Here is a 5,592-nt window from a genome sequence, read left to right as displayed (position 1 = left end):
CCTGAAGCGCCTGGCCGACGAGCAGGACGCGGCGGCGGCCTGAGCCTGGGAGCGCCGGCTTCCAGCCGGCCACGCCTGCCGCGGGCTCGATGCCCGCGGCAGGCTTTCAGCGGCGCAGCAGCTCAGAAACCATGTAAAAACAAGCGGTCCATTTCCGGGCTAGGGTGTTTCCCTTGTTTTGGACGCGTTCTTTAGCGAGCACCCCCAAGCCCAAGCCCACGCGCCGCAGCGCCCTCGGCGCGGCATCGAGCCGCGCCGAGGGCGAGCCGGCTGGAAGCCGGCGGTCCCAGTGGGCCGGCGCTCTTGGTGAACCGGCTGGTGGTCGTCGGTGATTCCCGTCGCCGGGGGCTTCCGGTCAGTCGCCCGGCAGCTCGTCGCCGGAGCGCGGCGGCTCCGGGCCGACGCGGCGCAGCACGTCCAAGAACCGCGCCTTGTCGGCGCGGGCTGCGCGTTGGGTGAAGACCTCCTCGGCCTCCAGCGCGGCGACCTTCTCCGCCAGCGCGGTGTTGATGAACTGGTTCAGGTTGACGCCGTCGCGGCGGGCGGCACGGCGGGCGGCGGCGAGGATGCTCTCGGGGGCCTTCAGCGGGTAGTTGTTCTTGCTCATGGATATCGGCTCCAGCGTCCAGCCCTTGGATTGGCCTCGTGCTTGTGTCTGAGTGGCGTTCGCGTGCGGAACGGTTGCGTATCCAGGGGCGCTGGCGGTAGATGTCTCATGGGCGGGCCGCGTCGTGAACCCAAGTAGTCCGCAGCTCGCGGGCGATCTCGGCCGGGCGGCAGGTCTCTATACCGAAGCGCATGGGGACGCTGCCGAAGTCCCTCAGATTGAAGGTCACGAGATGCGTGGCCCCGGCATTGGCGGCGGTCTCCAGCACCATGTCGTTGTCGCGGTCTCTGAGCTGTGGGCGCCAGAGGTACCAGATATCCACGCGCATCAAGACCGAAGCCAGCTGATCCAAGACGACATCGATGTCCGCGGCGCTCGCCTCGGCCCGGCGCAGGGTTTCGTCGCGCTTGAGCACCGCCTCGTACTCCAGCAATAACGGCACTGACGCCGCGGCCCGTAAAGCGCCGATGCCGATGGACTCCAGCAGGTAGCGCGACGCGCCCGTCGCGCTCATCACACCAGCGGCAACGACGTCGGTATCCAATACCAACAGCATACGCCATAGCATATCCCATCGAGCGAGGACGACAACCCATGGCCCGCAAACTCCTACTGATCGGCTGGGACGCCGCCGACTGGAAGACCATCCACCGGCTGGTGGACCAGGGCGACATGCCCATCCTGAGGGGCCTGATGGAGCGCGGCACCCGCGGCAATCTCAACACCCAGCAGCCGGAGACGCTTTCGATGCGCCGCACCGGCATCAGCGCCGCCGAGGGGCCGCTCGACCTCTGAACACCGCCAGGCGGTTGCCATTGAGATCGCCGCCGCGGTCAGGCCCAGGTGTCGGCTTTTTTGCATCGGCCCCTCGCCGCGCCCTGGCGCCAGACCGGTTCTTCGCGCCTTTACCTCTTCAGAACAGCGGGTTGCGCCATACCTGCGCGCCCTGCCGAGATGGCGCTTTTCAGCGCAAGTGTAAAGAGAGTTTTACACTTCGGCTCGCGCGGGGTGGGGACGTGACCGGAAGGCTGCGGCATGCAGTCGAATTTTTAATTCAAGAACAGTGGTTTAGAGGGTGGGCGTCGAATGTGGCGCGAGATTTGCTTAAGGCGCCTGTCCGCGCTAAAGCATCAACGCACCCATGAGGACTCGCGACATGACCGAATCCACCACCCTCGACACCCAACTCGACGCCTACAGCCGCCGCGCCGCCCGCCGCGGCACGCGCAAGCCCAACACCGCCGAGGTGCTCGGCTACACCGCCGCCGCCGGCGGGCTCGCCTTCGCCGGCGGGGATGCCATGGGCGCCATCGTGCACAAGACCGACAAGGTCACGGTGAGCTTCAACACCGCAACCACGGCCGGCAGTCTTGTCCGTGCCGGCTGGGATATCGACGGCGGTGGAGCACCGGACGCCCAACTATTTGCGGGCTCTTTGGCAGGCAACTTTGGCAGAGGAGGGTATGGAGTCTTCCCTGGCGGCGGTTACTTCGATGGGGAGCTCGGTGGTGCCGGATTGGCCAAAGTCTTCAACGCCGGCGAGCCGATCTCGGGGGACCTAAGAACTGCGATCGTGTTCGCGGCTTCCGGCGGAACAGTCGGCACGACGGGCGGGTTCCTGAACACCGCGGCCTATTTTGGCTTCCGGTTTTTTTTGGACGCCGGGGGCGACCCCGCAGTCGGCTGGGCGAAGCTCCGCGTGGATATGGCGTCCGACCCGACGCGGGTCGTGCTCAGCGTCTGCGAATGGGCCTATGACGACGCCGGCGGTGCCATCAACGCCGGTGCTCGGGGTACCGGTGCCGCGGTGTCCTGCCCGAGCGCCATCCCCGCGGACGCTCCCGCTCCCGCCACCCCGCTGCTGACCCTGCTCGGCCTCGGCGCCATGGGCGTGCAGGCCTACCGCCGCCGACGCGAAGACGGCCTGAAGCGCCTGGCCGACGAGCAGGACGCGGCGGCGGCCTGAGCCCGGGAGCGCCGGCTTCCAGCCGGCCACGCCTGGCGCGGGCTCGATGCCCGCGGCAGGCGTTCCGCGGCGCAGCAGCTCAGAAACCATGTAAAAAGCCGCGGCACCGGCCATTCCGGCCTCAACCAAGCAGCATTTCCAGCAGTTGTTCGCGGGTCATACCGTGATGCGCCGCGACGGCGTCCAGGATGGCGCTCAAGGTCCCGATGCGCAGCGGATCATGCAGGGGCACCGTCACATGATGCTGGCCACCCCGGTCAGTGGTCAGTCGAACGTGGCTGCCGGTCTGGCGTGAAGGTTGGTAGTCGAGCCGCTTGAGCGCCTTGATCAACTGGGCGCCGCCGAGGCTCCGGGGTAGTCTCACGCGGCGATGACCTCCTCGCGCGTGATGTGCAGCCGAATCAACGCCGGGCGGTCCGCGTCGTCGAAGTGGCAAGCAACGGCGTCCTGCACCTGCCGGCGCAGCTCGGGCAGATCATCCGCCTCCGTGAAGATGTCGGCACCGACGGCACGCGCCAGCCAGCCACCCTCCGGGGCTTCCTCGATCACAAAATGAATCTCGCTCATCGTTGAACCCTGTTGTTCTCGTACACCGAAGCCGGGGGAGTCGTCTCCCCGCCTGAGCGCAACACTATCCCCGAGGCAATCGCGTTGCAAAAAAAAATAGACTGCTGCTGATCGGCTGGGACGCCGCCGACTGGAAGACCATCGACCGGCTGGTGGGCCAGGGCGACATGCCCATCATGAAGGGCCTGATCGAGCGCGGCATCCACGGCGCCCTGACCAAGCGGCGCTCGGCGCCCTTGTCCAGGTGCTGGCCCCGTCGCGCGATCGGCGAGCGCTGACTGGCGGCAGCAGACCGCCCGTTCGGCGGTGCCGCCGCGCGCGGAACAGGCTGTAAAGTTTTCTGACAGCGGCGTCCGTCGTCAGTGGCCCGAGAATGCGGTTTTTTACCGGAGAATCAGATGCCTGCGTCGAATGCCATCCGTTCGACCGCGAATGGGCTGCACACCGAGATATGGCTGCGCTATTATGGCGGCATAGTCCAAGCCGGAGATCGCATCGATGCACCGCACCACGGTCATGCTGCCGGAGGCCCTCAAGCGTGCCGCCCAGGCCCACGCCAGCCGGCGCGGCATCTCGCTTGGCGAGCTGCTGCGGGAGTCTTTGGAGCAACGGCTGAAGGACCAGCCGCCGGATCGCTCGCGGGACCCGTTGTTCCTCGACCGGGCCATCCATGCGGACGCCGGGCCGACCGACACCGCCGAGCATCACGACGACTATCTCTACGACGATTCTTCGGCGTGATCTTCATCGACACCGGCGCCTTCCTGGCCCGCCACCTGAGCCGCGATCAGCACCACGCCGAGGCCGTCGCCGGATGGCAGGCGCTGGCGAACGCCGAACAGGCTTGCTCCACCAGCAATTTCGTCCTGGATGAGCTTTTGACGCTGCTCGGGCGGCGCGCGGGCTTCACCTTCGCCGCCGAGCGCGCCCGTGCGCTGTACGCATCCTCGGTCTTGACAATCCTGCGACCGGACCGCGACTGCGAGGTCGCCGCCATCGCCTGGATGGAACGCTACGCGGACCAGCGAGTGAGCTTCACGGACTGCGTCTCCTTCGAACTGATGCACAACCACCGCATCGACACTGCATTCACCTTCGACCGCCATTTCGAGCTGGCCGGGTTTCGGCGCTGGCGAGCCTGAGCGCGAATGCCGTTGAGCAGAGATAAACTAATGAGCAAAAAACTCCTCCTCATCGGCTGGGACGCCGCTGACGGTGGACCAGGGCGACATGCCCATCCCAACCCGGCGAAGCCGGAACCAAACAGGGTCCGCTCGACTATCGTTCGGGGTAAGCACCCCAGCAACGGAGTCGAGCGATGAACCCCTTTGTCGAGCAGCACCGCGACGAGATCGGCTGTGTGCTCTCGTGCTTCGACCGGGTCGTGATCACGGGCACCCTGCCGGACATCTGCCACGCGCGGGCGATGGCGGGCTACCTCGGTGGGCGCGGGATCCGGCTGTTCGACTATGCGCGCTGGGCAGAGCCGTTGCGCGATGAGATCCGCGCCAACGCGGAGCGCCTGGCCGCCGAGGCCGGGCTTGAGATCGAGTTCATCCGTAAGCTCAAGGCGTTTCGCAAGGAGGACCGGGTCCAGCAGATCCTCGCCGAGCGTGGCGATCACCCGGGGCTGGTGCACATCTTCTCCGCCATGGAGGCTTGCTCCTCCTACCGTCCCTGGCACGACAAGGCGAGCGGCAAGACCTTCTTCAAGCCGATCAGCGGCAAGTGCCTGCACTACTACTTCTACTTCATCGATGCACAGTTCGGTCTGTGCCACGTGCGGGTGCCGACCTGGGCGCCGTTTCGCCTGCAGGTCTACTTCAACGGCCATGGCTGGCTGGCGCGGCAACTGACGCAGGCCGGCATCGCCTTCGAGACCGCCGACAACGCCTTCCTGCACCTGGCCGATCCTGTTGAGGCCCAACGCCTCGCCGACGGCCTCGATGCCACCGCGCTGCATCGCCGCCTCGATGACTGGGCACGGCGCTGCTGCCCCGTGGTGCGCCACTTCCGCAACGGCGTGCACTGGAGCTTCATGCAGGTCGAGTACGCCACCGACGTGGTGTTCCGCCGACAGGCGACCTTTCAACCCTTGTACGAGGCCATCGTGCGCACCGCCGTGCATGTGGTCCCCATCTCTGAGCTGGGCCGAGCATGTCGCCACGTTCCTCGGCCACAAGCTCTCGGCCAACTACCGGGGCGAGGTCGGCAACGACTTCTCCACGCGCGTCCAGGGCACCCGCATCCGCCATCACATGGGCCCCGCCAGCCTCAAGCTCTACGATAAGGCCGGCATCATCGCGCGCGTGGAGTGCACCGCCCAGAGGTCTCCTTCTTCAAGCACCACCGCCACGTGGAACAGCGTAACGGCGAGCGCGTCTTCAAGCTCGCTCCACTGCGCAAATCAATCTACAGCCTCGGCGACCTGCGCCAACTCATGCACGCCGCC

9 protein-coding genes are annotated in these 5,592 nt (G+C 66.6%); 5 read left to right on the top strand and 4 right to left on the bottom strand.

What is annotated here, in order from left to right; translation table 11 throughout:
- Nucleotides 1-355: 355 nt before the first annotated feature.
- On the bottom strand, nt 356-607 hold the full coding sequence (locus QZ588_RS17565; protein WP_295544363.1) for a hypothetical protein: 252 nt from the start codon (nt 605-607) through the stop codon (nt 356-358).
- Nucleotides 608-713: 106 nt separating this feature from the next.
- Entirely contained in the window at nt 714-1,175 is a 462-nt protein-coding gene (locus tag QZ588_RS17560) for a putative toxin-antitoxin system toxin component, PIN family (RefSeq protein WP_295544361.1), read from the bottom strand.
- Nucleotides 1,176-1,201: 26 nt separating this feature from the next.
- Here QZ588_RS17560 and QZ588_RS17555 point away from each other — a divergent pair, with 26 nt between their 5' ends.
- Both QZ588_RS17555 and QZ588_RS17550 read left to right on the top strand, forming a co-directional pair.
- Nucleotides 1,202-1,402, top strand: a complete 201-nt coding sequence (locus QZ588_RS17555) for a hypothetical protein (protein ID WP_295544359.1) — start codon at nt 1,202-1,204, stop codon at nt 1,400-1,402.
- Between the two features lie 361 nt (nt 1,403-1,763).
- On the top strand, nt 1,764-2,573 hold the full coding sequence (locus QZ588_RS17550) for a hypothetical protein (RefSeq protein WP_295544357.1): 810 nt from the start codon (nt 1,764-1,766) through the stop codon (nt 2,571-2,573).
- A 121-nt stretch (nt 2,574-2,694) separates the two neighbouring features.
- Here QZ588_RS17550 and QZ588_RS17545 read toward each other — a convergent pair whose 3' ends face one another.
- Entirely contained in the window at nt 2,695-2,937 is a 243-nt protein-coding gene (locus QZ588_RS17545; protein ID WP_295544356.1) for a type II toxin-antitoxin system HicA family toxin, read from the bottom strand.
- Nucleotides 2,934-3,140, bottom strand: coding sequence for a 2-oxoisovalerate dehydrogenase (locus QZ588_RS17540; protein ID WP_295544354.1), 207 nt, complete (start codon nt 3,138-3,140; stop codon nt 2,934-2,936). Before QZ588_RS17540 ends, QZ588_RS17545 begins: the two co-directional genes overlap by 4 nt.
- A 498-nt stretch (nt 3,141-3,638) precedes the next feature.
- On the opposite strand from QZ588_RS17540, the gene QZ588_RS17535 reads away from it, so the two are divergent.
- The 3 genes from QZ588_RS17535 (at nt 3,639) to QZ588_RS17525 (ending at nt 5,430) form a co-directional block, all read left to right on the top strand.
- Nucleotides 3,639-3,881, top strand: a complete 243-nt coding sequence (locus QZ588_RS17535) for a ribbon-helix-helix domain-containing protein (RefSeq protein ID WP_295544353.1) — start codon at nt 3,639-3,641, stop codon at nt 3,879-3,881.
- Nucleotides 3,878-4,282, top strand: coding sequence for a PIN domain-containing protein (locus QZ588_RS17530; RefSeq protein WP_295544351.1), 405 nt, complete (start codon nt 3,878-3,880; stop codon nt 4,280-4,282). Before QZ588_RS17535 ends, QZ588_RS17530 begins: the two co-directional genes overlap by 4 nt.
- A gap of 176 nt (nt 4,283-4,458) precedes the next feature.
- A complete protein-coding gene (locus tag QZ588_RS17525) occupies nt 4,459-5,430 on the top strand; it encodes a hypothetical protein (RefSeq protein WP_295544349.1) in 972 nt (323 codons plus the stop codon).
- Nucleotides 5,431-5,592: the final 162 nt, after the last annotated feature.

This window comes from uncultured Thiohalocapsa sp. (assembly GCF_913062725.1).
GTDB lineage: Bacteria > Pseudomonadota > Gammaproteobacteria > Chromatiales > Chromatiaceae > Thiohalocapsa.
The sequence above is the reverse complement of the archived record's forward strand: the minus strand, read 5'-3'. Positions and strand labels throughout refer to the sequence as shown.